This window comes from Alkalibacterium kapii (assembly GCF_007988865.1).
In the GTDB taxonomy this organism is placed as follows: Bacteria; Bacillota; Bacilli; order Lactobacillales; family Carnobacteriaceae_A; genus Alkalibacterium; species Alkalibacterium kapii.
In genome coordinates, this window is the sequence record NZ_BJUY01000016.1 from 25,981 (window position 1) to 44,345 (window position 18,365).

Genomic DNA, 18,365 nt, shown 5'->3' on the forward strand with positions numbered 1-18,365 from the left:
TTGCTGAATGAATACACAGCTATAACAACAAAAATACGAGGTATGCATGGGAAATTACTGAAAAAGAAAGATTATATAGAGATTTCTCATCTCGACTCGATCAGAGCTTTTGTTTCATACTTAAAGCAAAGACCAGGATACAGTGATATTCTAAAAGATGTAGATGCGAATAAAGTTTATCGCAGTTATTTAGAAGGACTTTTAAACTCTTCAATTTATGAAGATTTTAACAAATTATATCACTTTGCAAACTTCAAACAACGCGATTTCTTGAAAATTTACGGCATCACTTATGAAGTGAATGTTCTGAAAAAGTTTTTAAGAAAAGCTTTTGATATTTCCGAAATTTATGAAGAAGTAAGTACTGAATATTTAGACTACCTTGATCGACATTCTCATTTAAACTTAAAAGCTCTTGAAAATGTGACGACTTTGACAGACTTTAGGGAAGCATTGAGAGGCAGCATGTATCATCAACCCATAAGGCAGTTGGATTCGTTGAAAAACCCATCCTTGTTCGATTATGAAACCGTCTTGGATACCTTTGCGTTCACAACTATTTGGCATGAAAAGAATAAAATACTAAAAAAAGATGAACAAAAAATATTTGAACAAATCTATGGTACTAAATTCGATTTACTGAATATTATCTTTATTTATAGATACAAACGTTATTACGACCTACCACCTGAGCAAATCAGTACGTTGCTGGTACCTGTCAACTACCGATTGAGCAATAATAAAATCCAGCAATTACTTTCGGCTGAAGATTTAGAAGCGTTCTGGCGTGTACTCAGAGAAACAAAATATGCTAAATATGTTGAAAATTTGGATAATGGTTTGGAACTGGAGAGTTTATACAAAGAACTTTTAGATAAGATCATCCAAAGTAATGCAAAAAAAGATCCTTATTCGATTGCTTCTATTTACAACTATCTGCATGAGAAGGAAGACGAAGTTGATCTTTTAACAACGATATTGGAGGCCATCCATTATGATAGAGGACCTCTTGAGATTCAGAAAATTATAGGCATGAAAGAATAATAACAAAATCAATGACGAAGGAGGATAAGAGTTTTGATAACCAAAATGAAATTCTTGACGATTTCAGGACCGAAAGATGACATCGATCGTATGGTAGATCGCTATCTTTCTAAATATGAAATTCATTTGGAGAATGCTTTGACAGAACTTTATGGAGCAAAAACTTTGCGGCCATATACTAGCTCCAGTCCTTATAATGACTACCTCGAACGTATCGATATGCTGCTGGAATATTTAAATGAAAAAGAAAGTGAGTTGCCGGAACAAAAAAGTAAAACTCCATTTGAAACGGTTCGTCACCTAATAAAACAGTTGGAAAATGATACAGGACCTTACCATGAAAAGATACAGCAATATACAAAACTGAAAAATAACAAACAAGAATCACTAGATTTGATAGAACCTTTTATCAACCTGGATTATCCTATTGAAAAAATCATTCACATGGAAAATATACGTTTTCGATTTGGGCGGTTTACTAACTCTAATTACTATAAGTTTAAGAAATATGTTTATGACATCACTCCATCCATATTTGCCGAAGGTGTGCAAGATGAAGAGTATACTTATGGTGTTTATTTCACCCCGCAAAAGAGTCTAGCTCGAGTCGATGCGATGTTCACGTCAATGAATTGGGAACGGATATTCATACCTGATGAATTTGAGGGTAAACCGAAAGACATTGCAAAACAGCTGAAAAAAGAATTAAAAGTACTTGAAAAACATATTGCTGATAATGAACGTATTATTAAAAAGCTGCTTTCTCCATACAAAAACGCTCTACTGAAAGCAAAACTTAGACTAAAGAATTTAAATCATAATTTTAACATTCGCAAGTATGCTGCTTTGACACATGATGAATTTGTTCAAAAGGAGACACGTTATCTTCTAAGAGGATGGCTCTCAGAAGAAGCAGCTGATCAGTTTGAGAGTGAAACAGAAGACGATCCTAACGTCATAGTTATTGTAGAGGATGAAGAAGACACAAAGGAACTAACACCACCAACAAAAATCCATAATTTCAGCATTTTCAGACCCTATGAGTTGTTTGTTAAAATGTATGGAATGCCAAACTACAGAGAATTTGATCCCACATTTTTAGTAGCGATCACATATTCGCTTCTGTTCGGAGCAATGTTTGGTGATATAGGCCAGGGAAGTGTGCTGGCTGTTGCTGGATTTTTACTATATAAGTTAAAAGGTATTGACTTAGGCGGTATAGTAGCGTTGGCTGGTGTATTCTCCACTATTTTCGGGTTTTTATATGGAAGCTTTTTTGGTTTTGAAGATATTATAGAACCACTCTGGCTTGAACCCATGTCCGCCATGACAGAATTACCTTTTATCGGGACGATCAATACTGTATTTGTAGCAGCGATTGCATTCGGAATGTTTATGATAATAACGACATTGATACTAAGTATTGTCATCAAATGGAAAAATAATAAGAGCGGTTTGGCCTTATTTGATCGTAATGGAGTAGCCGGTTTAGTCTTTTACCTCTCACTTGTTACAGTTATACTCATTTTCATGAGCGGTAATCCGCTCCCGGCAGTAATCATCATGATCGTGATGTTTGGCCTGCCATTACTACTAATAGCTTTTGAAGAACCTATTATCGATAAATTGGAGCACCATCAATCAGAAACTGAAAGCAGTGCAGGTATGTTTATCGTTCAAGCTTTCTTTGAACTTTTTGAAGTGCTATTGAGTTATTTTTCCAATACGATATCCTTCGTCCGCGTCGGAGCTTTTGCAGTCAGTCACGCTGCAATGATGCAAGTCGTACTTATGCTTGCTGGAGCTGCTGAAGGCGGCAATATAAACTGGATCGTCATCATACTTGGGAATCTTTTCGTTGCTGGCCTAGAGGGACTCGTAGTCGGCATCCAAGTATTGCGATTAGAATTTTACGAAATATTCAGTCACTTTTATAAAGGTGACGGCAAACCATTTATCAGCATACTTCAATAATTTTATAAGGATGAAAATTATAACAAAACGTATAAAAATTTGAAAGCGAGGAATTAACACATGAGCACTATCATTAAAATTACATTGATCACAACTTTCGTATTAGGATTTGTTTTACCTTATGCCTACTACTTTTCTGGAAAGAAATCGCGGAGCCGTTTTAAAAAATCACTTGCAGTGAATGTGTTTTCAGTTTTCAGCGGTATAATCATCGCTACGATTCTGGCTTATAATCCGGATTTTTTAGTGTTTGGTTCTGAATTAACTGAAACACCTGCAGCTGCTGAAGCGGCAAGCAGTGGATTAGCAACAGGATTAGGATATATTGCTGCTGCCTTGGTTACAGGTTTATCATGTATCGGTGGCGGTGTCGCTGTGGCCAGTACAGCCTCTGCTGCTCTAGGCGCTATCAGTGAAGATAATTCGATCTTCGGTCGTTCTCTTATCTTCGTTGGCTTAGCTGAAGGGGTAGCCCTTTACGGATTGATTATTTCATTCATGATTTTAGGTCAGTTGTAATATGAAAATGTTTTGTATCAGTGATAACATCAATACCACTACTGGAATGAGACTGGCCGGCGTAGAAGGTATTGTGGTTCACGAAAAAGAAGAGGTAAAAAATGCCTTGGAAAAAGCGGTAGAGGACAAAGAAAATGCGATCATTTTACTGACAGAAAAATTAGCAGAGGATTTTCCTGAAATCGTATCTGATATAAGACTTAACAATCAGGAGACATTATTGGTGGAAATACCAGACCGGCATGGTACCGGCAGACGATCAGACTTTATTACGTCTTATATTAACGAAGCAATCGGAGTGAAAATATAATGAGTGAGGTGATTAGATGGATATAGAAGAAAAAGTCGATATTTTTCGTGAAATGACTCTGGAAACTACTGATAAAAAAGTAACAGAAGAGCTGACATCTTTTGAAAACTCATTAAAGGAAACATTTGAAGAACATAAAAAAGAAAAACGAAATAAAGCTAAAATAGAATTGGAAGCTGAAGCAGATAATCTGAGAAAAGAAAATAACAAGCATTTAGCTCAGCTTCAATTGAAACAGCAAAGAGACGTGCATAAAAAACAGCAGCAATTAAAAGAGGAAGTATTTACTCAAGCAAGGAAACAGATCGAGGAATACATGTTGACCGAAGACTATATAGGGCTGTTAAGAAAACAAATGCAACATGCTTTAGACTTTGCTAAAGGAGAAGAGATAACTTTATATATTGATCCGATCGATGAGAATAAAAAAGACCTATTGGAAGAACAAATAAATCATCCGGTTACTGTCTCTGAACGTCCATTTATTGGCGGGAGCAGAGGAGTTATCCACTCAAGAAAGTTATTGATCGATAATTCTTTTCTAAAAAGATTTGAAGAAGTAGAGTCGAACTTCTCTTTTATCAAAGCAGAGGAGGAGAATGATAAGTGAAACAGTTAGGAACGATCTATGGAATCAATGGCCCTATTGTATATGTCAAAGGTAGAACACTTTTTCAAATGTCAGAGAAAGTATTTGTAGGAAAAGAAAAACTAATTGGAGAAGTAATTTCTTTAGATAATGACCGTACAACGATTCAAGTTTATGAAGAGACATCCGGAATGAAACCGGGAGAACCGGTGTATTCTACAGGTAGTCCAGTCAGTGTGATGTTGGGGCCAGGTATTCTTAATAATATTTTTGATGGCATCGAAAGGCCTTTAAAGAAAATAGCCGAAATCTCTGGTGAATACATACACAGAGGCGCTGATGTCAAGCTCTTAGACACTGAAAAAAAATGGCCCGTTCATGTTATGGTTGAGGTGGGTCAGGAAGTGATCGGAGGAACGATCATTGCTGAAGTACCTGAAACAAAAACGATCCTGCATAAATCTATGATTCCACCAAATATTGAAGGTCGTGTGGTGGAAGTTGTCGAAGATGGCGAATACAACATCACTGAACCTATTGTAAAAGTTAAGCAGCTTGATGAATCAATTGTTGAAATAAAACTGGCACAGGAATGGCCGATCAGAAACCCACGACCAACCAGAAGCCGTTTTGAAAGCTCGATCCCCCTCGTCACGGGGCAGCGCGTCGTGGATTCGCTTTTCCCTATTGCAAAAGGCGGAACCGCAGCTATTCCAGGTGGATTTGGTACAGGAAAAACAATGATGCAACACCAGATCGCTAAATATTCTGATGCAGATATCATTATTTATATTGGCTGCGGCGAACGAGGTAATGAAATGACTGAGGTTCTGGAAGACTTTTCTGAGTTGATCGATCCAAAATCAGGCAACTCGTTAATGGAACGCACTTCACTGATAGCTAATACGTCTAATATGCCGGTTGCTGCCCGCGAAGCGTCGATTTATACGGGAACCACCCTTGCAGAATACTATCGGGATATGGGTTACGACGTAGCAATAATGGCTGATTCAACTTCCCGCTGGGCAGAAGCCTTACGAGAATTGTCGGGTCGACTGGAAGAAATGCCTGCTGAGGAAGGCTTCCCAGCTTATCTGGCAAGTCGGATTGCAACCTTTTACGAACGAGCGGGATTGATGCAGAACTTCAATGATACTGAAGGTTCCGTATCTATTATTGGTGCTGTATCTCCTCAAGGCGGAGACTTCTCAGAACCTGTTACACAAAATACGAAGCGTTTCGTACGATGTTTTTGGGGACTGGATAAAGCTTTAGCACACGAACGTCATTATCCTGCGGTAAACTGGTTAGATAGTTACAGTGAATATGTCGGGGATTTAGCTGCCTGGTATAGAGACAACGTTTCACCGGATTTCGTGGATAACAGACGTCAAATAGTCGAAATACTTCATCAGGAGAGTTCGTTGATGGATGTTGTAAAATTGATTGGTAGTGATGTGTTGCCGGATGATCAGAAATTGACGATCGAAATCGGTCGAGTCATTCGACTCGGTTTCCTGCAGCAAAATGCCTTTCACCCTGAAGATACGTCGGTTCCACTTTTGAAACAGGAAAAAATGATGGAAATCATTTTGTACTTGCGTAAACGCTGTAAATCCCTGATTTCACATGGCATGCCGATGTCATTACTCAAACGTGAGGATATTTTCACTAAAATCATTGCGATAAAATACGATGTTCCTAATGATAAACTGGAAATGTTTGATCAATACAAAAAAGATATCGATAAATTTTACACTAAAATCATGGACAAAAATGCCTAAGGAGGGATTATATGTCAATTGAATACTTAGGACTCGACTCAATTAACGGCCCTCTTGTTGTACTTGAAGGTGTGCAGGATGCTGCCTATGATGAAATCGTAGAGTTCTCCGTTCAAAGAACAGAACAAAAGCTCGGCAGGATAATAGAGGTTTACGAAGATAAAGCCATTATACAAGTTTTCGAAGATACGACAAATATGTCCCTTGAAAACACACACACGAAATTAACGGGTCATTCAATGGAATTACCTCTCGCTCCAGAAATGCTCGGTCGAACCTTTGACGGTATTGGCCGACCCATAGATGGATTAGGGGAATTAAACTATATCAGTAAAAGAGATATCAATGGGGATCCACTAAACCCGGTTAGACGGGAATTTCCGAGAAACTTTATTCAAACCGGACTTTCAGCAATCGATGCATTGACTACCCTGATACGTGGACAGAAACTCCCTATATTTTCAGGAAATGGTTTACCGCATGACAAATTGGCTGCGCAGATCGTCCGTCAGGCAAATCTGGGTAAGGAAAATAATGAGGATTTCGGGATCGTTTTTGCAGCTATGGGTGTCAAACATGACGTCGCTGATTTCTTCCGTCGTACTTTTGAAGAAAGTGGCGTCATCGATCACGTTACTATGTTTCTGAATTTAGCAGATGATCCAGTGGTAGAACGTCTGATCACTCCTAAAGTAGCGTTGACCGCCGCTGAATTCCTGGCTTATGATTTAGGGAAACATATTTTAGTTATATTAACTGACATGACCTCTTATTGTGAAGCCTTACGTGAAGTGTCTTCGTCCAAACAAGAAATCCCTTCACGAAAAGGGTATCCAGGCTACTTGTACAGTGATTTGGCGTCTATGTACGAACGTGCCGGAATCGTTGACGGCAAGCCTGGATCAGTGACTCAAATACCGATTTTGACCATGCCTAATGATGACATCACTCATCCTATTCCAGATTTGACCGGTTATATTACTGAAGGGCAAATCGTTCTTGATAGAACGCTGGCAGGAAAATCTGTTTATCCTCCAATCAATATCCTGCCTTCTCTTTCTCGATTGATGAAAGGCGGAATTGGTGAAAAATATACGCGAGAAGACCATCAAGCCGTAGCGGATCAATTATTTGCTTCCTATTCAAAAGTAAATGATGCACGCTCTCTAGCTTCTGTTATTGGTGAAGATGAACTTTCAGATACAGACAAAAGGTATTTATCATTTGGTGAAAAAATGGAGAATACCTTTATTGGACAGGAAATCGATGAAAATCGAACAATAATTGAAACATTAGATCTTGCCTGGGATATGCTTCATATTCTCCCTCGCGAAGAGTTGAACCGTATTGATACTAAACTTCTGGATAAGTACTTTGATGAGGATAGGTGAGTTAGATGGCTGACGATACTACCCCTACAAAAGGAAATTTAATGCAGATAACGAAATCCCTTGAATTATCTAAACAAGGCTATAGTTTAATGGATCGTAAAAGAGTCATATTGGTAAACGAAATAATGTCTCTTGTTGACAAAGCGAACGACATACAGAAAAAAATTGATGAGACCTTTCGTGAGGCTTATGCAGCATTAGAAAAAGCAAATATAGAATCAGGCATTCACTATGTTCAGGAAATCTCTGCTACAGTACCAATAGAAGAGTCCATTAATGTAAAAGTACGCAGTATAATGGGAACTGAAATACCTAAAGTGGAGTTCGATAAAAATAAAACAAAACCGGCCTATGCTTTTTATAGTACAAGCACTTCTTTAGATGAAGCGCGTTTAGCCTTTGAGAAGGTAAAAGAACTCACTATAAAACTATCGGAAATCGAAAATTCAGCTTATAGATTGGCCAATAATATCAAAAAAACACAGAAACGGGCAAATGCATTAGAGAATATTTCAATACCACGATTGAAAGCTGCTAAAAAAGAAATCGAGAATGCCTTGGAAGAAAAAGAAAGAGAAGAGTTTACTCGATTGAAAGTAGTGAAAGAAAATATCAAAGATAAAAAGTTTTAATAGTATCTGACAGTAAATCACTGGGTTAATTAAAGCAAACTTATACAAGAATCTTATACTAATGAACAAAATAAGATTAAAAGTGTATTAAAAGATATATTGGAGGAATTAAAAAATCAAATAACTGAAGAGGTATCTGTGAGAGGGAAGCAGATACTTTTTTAGTGTAAAATGACTATGTCGCAGTAACTATTATTTTAATGCGAAGCAACCATTAATTAGAAAGCAACAATGGAAAATAACACCAACCAGTCTGAGATATAGAAAGAGCTGGTTTTATAAAGATAGCCAAGTCGTTTTACGATATGTGATACCGTTTAGTCCTTCTGGAACGACTGACCATAATAATAGAGTTGATCAGGTACTAACTTCATTAAAAAAAGGGAGTGTATATGAAGTTGAAAAATAAAAAATCAGCATGGAAAAAATGGCTTTTAGGAATCGGGATCTTTTTAATCTTGCTTATTGTTTCTGCCATTTTATACCTGAGGTTCAATACTTATCAAGCAATGCCAGAAGCGACTGTCCTGCTTGAAGATGAAGCGGTCAGTCATGAGGAAGACTGGATCAGCATTACACCTGAGAACGTGTCTGATCAAATCGTCCTTTACCCAGGGGGGTTGGTAGAAACAGCTGCCTATTTACCTTTAGCCAAAGATTTAAGTAGCGAAGGTTATCAAGTTTTTATACCGGACATGCCGCTGAATTTAGCCATACTGAATACAGATATCATTGATGAAATAAAAGAGGCTAATCCATCTGACAAGAACTGGTGGCTGGCAGGCCATTCATTAGGCGGAGCCAGTGCAGCTATTTATGCAGATGATCAGGATGAGGAAGTTAAGGGGTTGATTCTGCTGGCTGCCTATCCGAGCGATGAGACTGATTTGTCAGAATCATCTTTAAATGTGCTATCGATCACAGGCTCAAAGGATGGGATCATGGATACTGAGCAGTTTGTCGAGACAAAAGAGTTATTACCTGAAGAAACAACTTATGTAGAAATTGCTGGAGGCAACCACTCAAACTTTGGAAGCTATGGTTTCCAGGAAGGTGATAAGAAAAGTGACTTGACTAGGGAAGAACAGCAAGGCCAGATCGTACAGTTGATCAGTGACTTTATACTCAACCAAAATCCGTGAAGTTTACTTTAAAAAGTGCTGACTCATGAGATGGAAGCTTTCTGGGTTGGCCATATTTCGTGATATAGAGGGAACTCATGAAGAGAGCCTCTGTCGAGTTTGCTATATCCTACGATATAATACGAACTCACGAGACAGAAATAGCTTCAGTTCACGATATCCTTCGATATAACGCGAACTCACGAGGTAGGAGTCAGGCGAGTATGGGTTATCCTACGATATAATGCGAACTCACGAGGTGGGAGTCAGGTGAGTCCGGGTTATCACGCGATATAACGCGAACTCACGAGGTGGAAGTCAGATGAGTCGGGGTTATCATACGATATAATGCGAACTCGAGAAACAGAAATGGCTTCAGTTCAGCATACTGCTCGTTAAACTGCGTACTGGAAAGCTCAGAAGCTGTTGAGTAAGACCATGATGCTCATAAAAGTACAGATTCACGAGAATGATAGTTAGTTAATCAATTCTTGATCACAGAAAGAGCAGACTCATATGTGAAAGCGAAATAGTTAAGTGTTTTAGTGAAGAAAAATTCTTGAAATACTTTTTTCCGTATGTTTGCTGCATCAATTAATCTCTAAAAGCATTTAGCATACATTAAATAGAGATGGACGGCTGACGAACCAAGTGTTAAAGTAATAAAAAAAGAACATATTGAACAGTCTATTTCCAAAATATGTTAAGATATAGTTGGATCAATCTTTTTTAAGCAGATAATTAAGGAGAGTAATGAATGTCTATGAAAAAAGTGATAATGAAAACAGGAATAATAGCAAGTGTATTGTTATTCGGTGCGTGTGCTGAATCGCAGGTAAGAGATGATACTGAGCCAGCAACAGAGTCTGAGCAATCCGAGGATTTAATTCAAGATGAGAACTCTGCTGCTGATGAGAGCCAGAACGAAAAAAATGATGATCAAGATGAGGATGCTGAAGGAAGCAGTCGGGCAGAAGAAGAATCCGATGAAGCAAATAAAGAGGAAATAGAGAAACTTAAAGAAGAAATAAAAAATCCTTCCAGTACAGCTGTATTGGCAAACAAAAAATATAGTTTACCTGAAGCCTTTATCCCAGAAAATCTGGTAACTGTCGATGTTCCGACAGTTCTGCCTAATCCCGAAATAAAACAGATGAGAGGAACGGCAGCCGACGCTCTGAAAGATATGTTTGAAGCAGCAGAAAAAGAAGGAATCATACTATATGCACGTTCTGGCTATCGCTCTTACGACACTCAAGTACAACTTTTCAAAAACTATGCGTCTAAACACGGTGAAGAAGCAGCAAATAAATACAGTGCGAGACCAGGAGAGAGCGAACACCAGACTGGTCTGGTAATGGATGTAACAAGTGAGAGCGTAAATTTACAAATCACATCTGATTTCGGTGAGACAGAAGAAGGTCAATGGGTTAAAGAGAATGCCCATGAGTATGGATTTATCATAAGGTACCCTGAAGGGAAATCTGATATCACTGGTTACATTTATGAACCCTGGCATCTGCGTTATTTAGGCAAAGAACTCGCATCAGAGGTTTATGAAAGCGGCTTGACTTATGAAAAGTACTTAGTGGAGAGGGGTTTGAACATTGAAATCCAATAAACACAAAAACAATAAAAGAATCGGGCTTATTATCGCATTCAGTCTTTTAGTCCTCTTACTGGTTGGTTCTGTCGTATTTATTTTTGCAGATCCGCTTGGCAATGATAAAGCATCAACTGATAAGCCAGAAACAACAGAAAATGCCGGTAAAGAACAGACAAATGAAAATGATACCATCAAAGAAGATGAAGAAAATACTGAGAAGCAAGAAGGTGTTGAGGACTCTTTCATCGACATTCAAATTTCTGCTGTCGGCGATGTGATGGCGCATACGAACCAAATCGTAGCAGCACGAAATAACCCGGAAGGTGTGTATAATTTCAACTCTGTTTTTGAAAAAGTTAAACCTCATATTGAAAAAGCAGATTTAGCACTTGCCAACCTTGAAACAACTCTGGCTGGTGATTCAAGAGAATACAGCGGCTATCCGCTCTTTAATGCGCCGGATGCACTGGCCGATGCACTGGTATATGCTGGCTTTGATACGATCGTAACAGCCAATAATCACAGTCTGGATACACGGGCAGAAGGTTTGAGAAGAACTGCCGAAGTGATTGAAGAAAAAGGATTGGATGCTGTAGGAACGTATAAATCTGCAGAGGCAGCAAATGAACGTTTCTTGATTAAAGATGTAAAAGGGATAAAAGTTGCAATCATTGGCTACACAGAACATTTAAACGGATTGGATTCGCAGTACTCCACAGAAGAAGTCGGCTCATTAGTTAATAAGATTGATAAAGAACAGATGATCACAGATATAGAAAACATTAAAAAACAAGAGCCGGATCTTATTGTCGCCTACATGCATTGGGGAAATGAATATACACGAGAGCCAAATACAGTGCAAAAAGATAATGCTGAACTACTGGCTGGCCAGGGTGTAGATATCATTTTTGGTAGCCATCCTCATGTGATTCACGAAGCTGAGTTTATTGAAGTAGAAGGAAATAAAGCATTCGTTACCTATTCGATGGGGAATTTTGTGTCAAACCAGCGAAGAGAAACACTTGGAGAGGGTATGGAACCAACAGAAGACGGAGTTATTGTAAATGTAGATGTTCAGAAGAATGAACAAACTGGGGAAATAACGATCGAAAACGTCGAGTTCATCCCGACTTGGGTCTACCGTTATAGTGATACTGGTGGGGCACCTTATACGTACAAGATACTGCCTGTCGAAGAGGCACTGGATGATGAAGTAATCCCTGGCGATATCAAAGAACGATTGAAGAATTCTTTAGAAGAAACAACGGAAAGGATCAATATGTCTTCTTCTGAAATAAAAGAATGAGTTATGTGAAAACTAGTGAAAAGAATATTGAAAATGCAGGTGAGGTTTATTTTACTATATAATGAAGTTAAATTAAGTATTCTAGCAGTTATTATAGGAATGAATCTATATGCCTTTCTTTTATTTAATCTTGACAAACGACGAGCTGTTAGAGGAAGCTATCGTATTTCAGAGAAACAGTTACTCACTAGTGCGTTTCTGTTTGGAGGGATCGGTGCGTGGCTCGGTATGGTGATCTTTAAGCATAAAACCAGACACTTATTATTTCGGTTAAGTCTTCCACTGGCAATGCTTCTAACAAGCTTCACTGTCTATGGGATAGTTATATTATAAAACACAAAAAGGTTCAGCCTGAGAATATACAGACTGAATCTTTTTTTATCATTTATTTATTTTAGATTTAATTAACTTTTTTTAAAATTTACTTAAGTCAATAAATTCATCTTCCAGTGGGTTGGACTGAGGTTTTCCAAATAAATAACCTTGAAATAAATCATAGCCGAGTTCTTTCAGCCAGTAAAAGTCTTCAATATCCTCTATTCCTTCAGCCAGGCATGTGGCGCCGTGACTTTTCGCTTCTTTCAGAAAGCGTTGTGCCAGCTGCTGTTTTTCAAAAGAACGAGCGACACCTTGCGAAACAGTCATGTCGAGCTTTACATAAGGCGGTTTTACAGCATCAAGGAAGGCCAGGGTATTAAAACCGGATCCCACATCGTCCAGGGCATAGCTGAAACCATTCTTTTTATAGTATTCCAGTATTGCTTTCAGATGATCGACGTCATCCACTTCCTCTGTTTCCACTACTTCAAAAACGAAACGGTTACTGTCGATATCCAGACTTTTAGCCAGAGCAGTTGTTTTTCTCAGACAGTATTCAGGTGAATAAATCGCGGTCGGAATAAAATTGATAAAGATTTTCTGAGAATCGTATAAGCGGGTGCTCTGTTTGACCCCCTGCATCCGGCACAACCGATCCAGGGCAAATAATTTTCCTCGTACTTTAGCTGCTGGAAATACCTTGTCTGGAAAAATGACTGTGTTGTCGTTCTCGTAAAAACGAGCCAGCATTTCATAGCCGTAAATTTTTCCAGCGTGAGTGATGATCGGCTGAAAATACATCGTCACATTTTCGTTCCTGATCAGTTCATCTATCCAGGATGTACTGCGATAATCATCGTAATTATCTAACGGCATCCAACCCTGGTAGGGATGCTTGAAAGTGACTTCGTTACTAAGATTCATCGCTCTTAAAAAATCAACTAGACTATTGCTTTCTGATTCAGTGATATGTAAAATACACTCTTCCCATTTGTAAGTTTTGTCTTGATTAGTAAATTCCGTTATTATAATATGCTTTAATTCCTGTGGGACTTTAAACAACAATTTATCTGTTTCAACTACAGAACAATTTGGACAGTTCATCTTTCATCTCCTTTTAAATTATTTTAACATTAAAAAAAGGAAAAAGGTACAAAAAAGACGCCAAGTCAGTTATCTTGGTGTCTTTTTAAAAGTAAGTATTCAGCTTCTAAGGTTTATTCCTGCCTGTTATCATATTCCAAATGAATACTAACAGAGCAATCACCAAGAGCACATGGACTACGGCTCCACCAATTTCGAATATTAGCCCCAGAATCCAAAAAAGAATAAGTAATCCAATCAGTGTCCATAACATTATGAAAAACCTCCTCATTTTTATTAAGTTAATTATATCAAAAGTTTTTAATATATATGAATAATATGCCTCACTTATCAGTTCTTAAAAGTCGTCTGAACCGCCATAGAATGTTAAACTAAAAGTAAGAATAAAATGAGAGAGAGGCGAAATGATGGATATAGGGTATGCATGTATTACAAAAGGTGGTCCTGAGTTAAAATATAAAACATGTCGAAAGAAAAATGCCACAAAAGAAAAGCTGATGTCATTGATCGAACACAACTTAAAAACACTGGAAGCAATGATAGAATTCAATCATCAGCAAAAAATTAAGCTGTTCAGAATAAGTTCGGACATCATTCCTTTCGGTTCGGATTTCAAGGTGAATGACTTGGACTGGCCGGCGCTCTTTGAATCTTACTTTACTAACATAGGAGAAAAAATCAGACAGTACAATATACGGGTTTCCATGCATCCCGGGCAATATACTGTATTGAATTCGCCCCGGCAAGAGGTTGTTGAGCGTGCTATCGACGATTTAAAATATCACACATTGTTTTTAGATTCACTGGGAGTTGGTCAGGAGAGTAAGATCATTTTACATGTCGGTGGCGTCTATAACAACAAGCTTAAAGCCATGGATCGCTTTATAGACGTTTATAAGCAGCTGGATGAGTCGATCAAGAAACGATTGATCATAGAGAACGATGATGTTTCTTACACGATCAAAGACGTTCTAGCTTTAAGCAGTCGGATCGGTGCTCCTGTAGTTTATGACAATCTTCATTATCATTTAAATAATGATGGTGATATTCGGTCAGATGCTTATTGGATAAATAAAGCCAAACAAACGTGGGACAAAAAGGATGGTCGACCTAAAGTCCATTATTCACAGCAGCAGATCAATGGGCGCGAAGGTTCGCATTCAGAGTATATCCGAATTGATGAATTTATGAGATATTACGACAACATCAAATCGTGTAATGTAGATATTATGCTTGAAGTAAAGGACAAAAATTTGTCTGCGAAAAAAATCCAATTAGCGTTATCAGAAAATCCAAAGATAAAGGATCTGGAAGAAGAGTGGGCGAGATATAAATACACAGTCCTGGAACGGTCTCCCGTTATTTATGAAGAAATAAGAGAGCTTCTGAAAGACAAAACTTCGTATCCGGTGATTGAATTTTATGAATTCATAGAAGCAGCGCTTGAGCAGGATATCGAAATCAATAAAGCGATAAATAGTCTGGACCATGTATGGGGCTATTTAAACGACCGGGCGACGTCTAAAGAAAGTCAGCGTTATCAGTCGTATAAATCGGCGCTGAAAGACCAGCCTGATAAGCTGTCCAATGCCAAGCGTTTTTTATCCAAACTGGCGGTCAAGTATCAGATAGATTATCTCAATCGTTCTCTGTATTTTGAATATTAAACCTTAGGAGGATCACTATGACTAGTAAAAAAAGATTAGGCATCATTTATAGTATCGTTTTTTTACTTATGCTGGCAGTAAACTATCTGACAGCAACAAATGTCGGGAGCATCGCCGATGAAAACCCGGCGATCATCCAACCGGCGGGATATGTATTTTCTATATGGGGAGTTATTTATTTACTGTTGTTTATTTGGATCATTCGCCTATTTTTCATAAAAAATGATACTGAACAGTTGCTTGAACGCCTGCATTATTGGCCAGTTGTTAATTTCGTCTTGAACGGCGCCTGGATATTTACTTTTACAGAAAGACTCTACTTTCTGTCGACTGTCGTTATTGTAGCCTTGCTTGTTACTTTGTTTGTTATTTATAAAAAGTTATCGCACCCGTCTGTCTTCTGGTTCGACCGTTTGCCTTTCTCGATTTACTTTGGATGGGGAACAGTAGCAACGATCGTAAATATTGTTACATGGGTCAAGAAAAACGGCATAGAAGAAGTCCTGGGATTCAATGAATATCAGTGGACGCTGGCCTTGCTGATCATTGCTACGGGCATAGCCGTCTTTGTCTCTCTCCTGCACACTGACTGGCTGTATCCTCTTGTCTTTGCCTGGGCATATGTCGGTATTATTATAAGAAATGACTATGATCTTTTCTGGCTGACGGTCATCTGTGGTGTGAGTATCCTTGTCCATGCAGGGGTATCCATGTATACAGGTTACAAACGTATCAAAAATTAACCGAAAACAAACCTTCACTGAGAGCATAGGTCCTTTAACCTGTGACTCACTCAAAGTGGAGGTTTTTGCATACATAAAAAATGATATAATAATAAAATAAATAACGGATAATCGATCTTGCCCTGAAAGATTTTTTGTTGAATAGACACATCAATGGAGAGTGATAATATGAAAAAATTTTTGAAATATCTCGGAATAAGCGTACTTGTGATCTTGTCAGGATGGCTGATATTATTTTTGCTTCCGCTACCCACAAACAGTAAATATGCATATTTTGAAGAAAAAGAACGCCCTTTAGTTATTGCACATAGGGGTGGAAGAGCACTAGCTCCAGAAAATACGATGGCCGCTTTTAAAAATGCCTCACAGCTCGGTGTTGATGTACTGGAATACGATGTGCATCTGACTGCTGATGGACACTTGGTGGTTATCCATGATGAAACGGTGGACCGTACGACAAACGGATCCGGCCGTATCAATGACATGACTTTGGAAGAAGTGAAGGCACTCGATGCAGGCTATCATTTCCAAGATAAAAAAGGTAATTATTCTTTCAGAGGGTCTGATGTAAAGATTCCGACCGTCAAAGAAGTTTTCAGAGAGTTTAAAAATGAAAAACATTTGATTGAATTAAAAGATACGAATGATCCAGAACTGCACGAAAAACTGATCAAAAAAATGTGGAATCTTATAGATGAATTTCAAATGAAGGATAATGTGCTGATTGCAAGCTTCGATGACACGATCAACCAGCGATTTGAGGAAATATCGAACAAAGACGTGCCAGTAGGAGCTGGAGAAGAGGAAACACGGCGTTTTGTCATGATGCACAAAGCTTTTTTAAACGGCATTTACAAACCTAAAGCAACAGCCTTCCAATTGCCGACAGAACAAGAGGATTATGACCTGGCAGACTGGAAGTTGATACGAGGAGCAAATAAGCGTAATATGCATGTATATTATTGGACAATCAATAATGAAAAGACAATGAAAAAATTGATAGACCTCGGAGCGAATGGGATTATAACTGATAATCCGCGCTTATTATTAAAAGTAATATCGAAGTATGAAAGCTAAAACAATCCAACTGTTATAAAACGATGTAAAGAGGATGATCAGTTATTTGATCATCCTCTTTACATTTGTTCACGATTAAATTGACCCATCAAATTATCAGGTTCTACATGCACATCAGTATGCATGACATCAAATTCTTCGTAGAGTAATTTTTCTATCCTTTCAGTGATATCATGACTTTCTTGCACAGTCATTTTCCCATCGACGAGAATAGTCACATCGACATACGTATTTGCACCATACATTCTGGCTTTGATCGATGATACTTTTTCCACCTTATCAAGAGTAAGTATTCTGGTTTTGTACGAATGAAGATGTTTATCTTTAAAACCATCAGACAAGGAAAAAGTACTTTCTCTAAAAACATCGATCCCTGTTTTTACAATGATAACAGCAACTATTGCAGCCATAATGTTATCCAGCCACACCCAACCTATTGATGAACCAATAATCGTGACCGCGGTAGCTGAACTTGTCAGACTGTCTGCAAGGTTATCGCGTGCTACAGCTTTCAATCCATCACTTTTCACTTTTTTTGCCAAGTTTAAATTGTAACGGTAAAGTATGAACAAAACTAGAGAACTGAATAGAGCAACGACTGAAGCAAATTTATTTGGCTCAACAAGCTCATTTTGTAATAGTCTTAGAATACTATTTTGAAATATCTGAAAACCTACAAATAACATAATAAATGAAGTGATCAGACTCGCAATCGGTTCTGCTTTCCAATGTCCGTATGGATGGTTTTTATCTGCAGGTTTTCTGGCTGTTCTTAGACCTAAAAGAACAGTCACCGATGAAAGCACATCGGTTAAATTGTTCAGGCCATCCGCTGATAGTGAAGATGAATCCATAAAGAAACCTGCAGTAAATTTTGATAGTGCTAAAATTAAATAAACACTGATTGAAATTTTTGCGCCTTGCTCAGCGATTTTTACACGCTGTATTTGATTATTCAAATTATCCCTACCTTTTTATATGTTGGTCGATAAAGAGTAATACATATGATTCTATAAAATAAGCAAATGAAAAGCAATGAAAAAGTGTTATCATTAAAAGAGGATGGCTGATTGTAAATGCTGATCTGACACGTACAAATACTCGCTCGTTCTTTGCAGAGTGGCTATAAGATAGTATACTATAAATATGTATAAAAGAATAATTATAATAAATAACACTT

Annotated in this window: 18 protein-coding genes; 15 read left to right on the forward strand and 3 right to left on the reverse strand. The window is 38.0% G+C overall.

All coding sequences use genetic code 11. The annotated features are described in order from the left end of the window. The 12 genes from AKA01nite_RS06415 to AKA01nite_RS06470 all read left to right on the forward strand — a co-directional run bounded on the left by AKA01nite_RS06415 (nt 1) and on the right by AKA01nite_RS06470 (nt 12,609). On the forward strand, nt 1–1,044 hold the full coding sequence (locus AKA01nite_RS06415; protein WP_146924499.1) for a V0D/AC39 family V-type ATPase subunit: 1,044 nt from the start codon (nt 1–3) through the stop codon (nt 1,042–1,044). Between the two features lie 33 nt (nt 1,045–1,077). Next, nucleotides 1,078–3,018 carry a V-type ATP synthase subunit I gene (locus tag AKA01nite_RS06420; protein WP_146924500.1) on the forward strand — a complete coding sequence of 647 codons (1,941 nt, stop codon included), beginning with the start codon at nt 1,078–1,080 and terminating at the stop codon, nt 3,016–3,018. 60 nt (nt 3,019–3,078) lie between these two features. Then, nucleotides 3,079–3,537, forward strand: coding sequence for an ATP synthase subunit C (locus AKA01nite_RS06425; protein ID WP_146924501.1), 459 nt, complete (start codon nt 3,079–3,081; stop codon nt 3,535–3,537). A 1-nt stretch (nt 3,538) separates the two neighbouring features. Further along, nucleotides 3,539–3,847, forward strand: coding sequence for a V-type ATP synthase subunit F (locus tag AKA01nite_RS06430; RefSeq protein ID WP_146924502.1), 309 nt, complete (start codon nt 3,539–3,541; stop codon nt 3,845–3,847). Nucleotides 3,848–3,863: 16 nt separating this feature from the next. Next, entirely contained in the window at nt 3,864–4,457 is a 594-nt protein-coding gene (locus AKA01nite_RS06435; protein ID WP_146924503.1) for an OmpH family outer membrane protein, read from the forward strand. Beyond that, nucleotides 4,454–6,220, forward strand: coding sequence for a V-type ATP synthase subunit A (locus tag AKA01nite_RS06440; RefSeq protein WP_146924504.1), 1,767 nt, complete (start codon nt 4,454–4,456; stop codon nt 6,218–6,220). The genes AKA01nite_RS06435 and AKA01nite_RS06440 overlap by 4 nt, the downstream gene beginning before the upstream one ends. An 11-nt stretch (nt 6,221–6,231) precedes the next feature. Beyond that, a complete protein-coding gene (locus AKA01nite_RS06445; RefSeq protein ID WP_146924505.1) occupies nt 6,232–7,611 on the forward strand; it encodes a V-type ATP synthase subunit B in 1,380 nt (459 codons plus the stop codon). Nucleotides 7,612–7,616: 5 nt separating this feature from the next. Next, nucleotides 7,617–8,243 carry a V-type ATP synthase subunit D gene (locus AKA01nite_RS06450; RefSeq protein WP_146924506.1) on the forward strand — a complete coding sequence of 209 codons (627 nt, stop codon included), beginning with the start codon at nt 7,617–7,619 and terminating at the stop codon, nt 8,241–8,243. A 398-nt stretch (nt 8,244–8,641) separates the two neighbouring features. Continuing rightward, entirely contained in the window at nt 8,642–9,385 is a 744-nt protein-coding gene (locus AKA01nite_RS06455) for an alpha/beta fold hydrolase (protein ID WP_186805123.1), read from the forward strand. Nucleotides 9,386–10,121: 736 nt separating this feature from the next. Beyond that, complete coding sequence (locus AKA01nite_RS06460) at nt 10,122–10,985, forward strand: M15 family metallopeptidase (protein WP_146924508.1); 864 nt, start codon at nt 10,122–10,124, stop codon at nt 10,983–10,985. Continuing rightward, the gene (locus AKA01nite_RS06465; protein ID WP_146924509.1) at nt 10,972–12,276 is read left to right on the forward strand and encodes a CapA family protein; all 1,305 of its coding nucleotides are present in this window, start codon (nt 10,972–10,974) and stop codon (nt 12,274–12,276) included. Before AKA01nite_RS06460 ends, AKA01nite_RS06465 begins: the two co-directional genes overlap by 14 nt. Nucleotides 12,277–12,291: 15 nt before the next feature. After that, a complete protein-coding gene (locus AKA01nite_RS06470) occupies nt 12,292–12,609 on the forward strand; it encodes a DUF1294 domain-containing protein (RefSeq protein ID WP_222592492.1) in 318 nt (105 codons plus the stop codon). Between the two features lie 81 nt (nt 12,610–12,690). Here the strand turns inward: AKA01nite_RS06470 and AKA01nite_RS06475 are convergent, their stop codons facing one another. Beyond that, a complete protein-coding gene (locus tag AKA01nite_RS06475) occupies nt 12,691–13,698 on the reverse strand; it encodes an EAL domain-containing protein (RefSeq protein WP_146924510.1) in 1,008 nt (335 codons plus the stop codon). A 106-nt stretch (nt 13,699–13,804) separates the two neighbouring features. Further along, nucleotides 13,805–13,969: a lmo0937 family membrane protein gene (locus AKA01nite_RS09475; protein WP_371860865.1), complete on the reverse strand. Its 165-nt coding sequence runs from the start codon at nt 13,967–13,969 to the stop codon at nt 13,805–13,807. A 136-nt stretch (nt 13,970–14,105) separates the two neighbouring features. On the opposite strand from AKA01nite_RS09475, the gene uvsE reads away from it, so the two are divergent. From uvsE to AKA01nite_RS06495, 3 genes are all read left to right on the forward strand, one after another. Further along, entirely contained in the window at nt 14,106–15,365 is a 1,260-nt protein-coding gene (gene uvsE, locus AKA01nite_RS06485) for a UV DNA damage repair endonuclease UvsE (protein WP_146924512.1), read from the forward strand. A 17-nt stretch (nt 15,366–15,382) separates the two neighbouring features. Beyond that, entirely contained in the window at nt 15,383–16,108 is a 726-nt protein-coding gene (locus AKA01nite_RS06490; RefSeq protein WP_146924513.1) for a TspO/MBR family protein, read from the forward strand. A 168-nt stretch (nt 16,109–16,276) separates the two neighbouring features. Next, nucleotides 16,277–17,185, forward strand: a complete 909-nt coding sequence (locus AKA01nite_RS06495; protein ID WP_186805124.1) for a glycerophosphodiester phosphodiesterase family protein — start codon at nt 16,277–16,279, stop codon at nt 17,183–17,185. Between the two features lie 59 nt (nt 17,186–17,244). Here AKA01nite_RS06495 and AKA01nite_RS06500 read toward each other — a convergent pair whose 3' ends face one another. Then, complete coding sequence (locus tag AKA01nite_RS06500) at nt 17,245–18,144, reverse strand: cation diffusion facilitator family transporter (protein WP_146924515.1); 900 nt, start codon at nt 18,142–18,144, stop codon at nt 17,245–17,247. Nucleotides 18,145–18,365: the final 221 nt, after the last annotated feature.

What these genes read in the sequence shown, in the direction of transcription:
- AKA01nite_RS06445 (WP_146924505.1), top strand. Translation starts at nt 6,232, where the DNA reads ATGTCAATTGAATACTTAGGACTCGACTCAATTAACGGCCCTCTTGTT.
- AKA01nite_RS06475 (WP_146924510.1), bottom strand. Translation starts at nt 13,698, where the DNA reads ATGAACTGTCCAAATTGTTCTGTAGTTGAAACAGATAAATTGTTGTTT.
- AKA01nite_RS06490 (WP_146924513.1), top strand. Translation starts at nt 15,383, where the DNA reads ATGACTAGTAAAAAAAGATTAGGCATCATTTATAGTATCGTTTTTTTA.
- AKA01nite_RS06460 (WP_146924508.1), top strand. Translation starts at nt 10,122, where the DNA reads ATGTCTATGAAAAAAGTGATAATGAAAACAGGAATAATAGCAAGTGTA.
- AKA01nite_RS06425 (WP_146924501.1), top strand. Translation starts at nt 3,079, where the DNA reads ATGAGCACTATCATTAAAATTACATTGATCACAACTTTCGTATTAGGA.
- AKA01nite_RS06435 (WP_146924503.1), top strand. Translation starts at nt 3,864, where the DNA reads ATGGATATAGAAGAAAAAGTCGATATTTTTCGTGAAATGACTCTGGAA.
- AKA01nite_RS06450 (WP_146924506.1), top strand. Translation starts at nt 7,617, where the DNA reads ATGGCTGACGATACTACCCCTACAAAAGGAAATTTAATGCAGATAACG.
- uvsE (WP_146924512.1), top strand. Translation starts at nt 14,106, where the DNA reads ATGGATATAGGGTATGCATGTATTACAAAAGGTGGTCCTGAGTTAAAA.
- AKA01nite_RS06430 (WP_146924502.1), top strand. Translation starts at nt 3,539, where the DNA reads ATGAAAATGTTTTGTATCAGTGATAACATCAATACCACTACTGGAATG.
- AKA01nite_RS06495 (WP_186805124.1), top strand. Translation starts at nt 16,277, where the DNA reads ATGAAAAAATTTTTGAAATATCTCGGAATAAGCGTACTTGTGATCTTG.
- AKA01nite_RS09475 (WP_371860865.1), bottom strand. Translation starts at nt 13,969, where the DNA reads ATGAGGAGGTTTTTCATAATGTTATGGACACTGATTGGATTACTTATT.